General features: G+C 69.1%; 1 protein-coding gene. It reads right to left on the bottom strand.

The window, feature by feature from the left end:
* Window positions 1-51 precede the first annotated feature (51 nt).
* On the bottom strand, window positions 52-501 hold a 450-nt coding region (locus ABD297_RS23660; RefSeq protein WP_344257637.1), incomplete at its 5' end, for an ATP-binding protein.

Here is a 501-nt window from a genome sequence, read left to right as displayed (position 1 = left end):
GAATCTGGGGCCGATCGGATGTTCGAAATCGAGGCCACTGGTTCGTGGTTTCTAGTCTGCCGTGTCTTGGGTTCTGATGCTGGGCAGCGTGTCGATGCCGCGGTTGCGCAGCCGGTAGCTGGCGCCTTTGAGGGTCAGGACGTCGGCGTGGTGCACGACGCGGTCGATCATGGCGGCGGCGACGGCCTGGTCGCCGAAGACTCCGCCCCAGCCGCTGAAGGGCAGGTTGGAGGTGAGGATCAGCGAGGCGTGTTCGTAGCGGGATGAGACGAGCTGGAAGAACAGGTTCGCGGCGTCCTGCTCGAAGGGCAGGTAGCCGACTTCGTCGACGATGATCAGCCCGTAGCGGCGCAGCCGGGCCAGCTCGACGGGGAGCCGGCCGGCGCGGTGGGCCTCGGTCAGGCGGGTGACCCAGTCGGTCGCGGTCGCGAACAGCACGCGGTGGCCGTGGCCGGCGGCGGCGATGCCCAGGCCGGTGGCCAGGTGGGTCTTGCCGGTGCC

This window comes from Terrabacter carboxydivorans (assembly GCF_039532035.1).
In the GTDB taxonomy this organism is placed as follows: domain Bacteria; phylum Actinomycetota; class Actinomycetes; order Actinomycetales; family Dermatophilaceae; genus Terrabacter; species Terrabacter carboxydivorans.
Note: the sequence above shows the minus strand (reverse complement) of the source record. Positions and strands in the feature narration are given on the sequence as shown.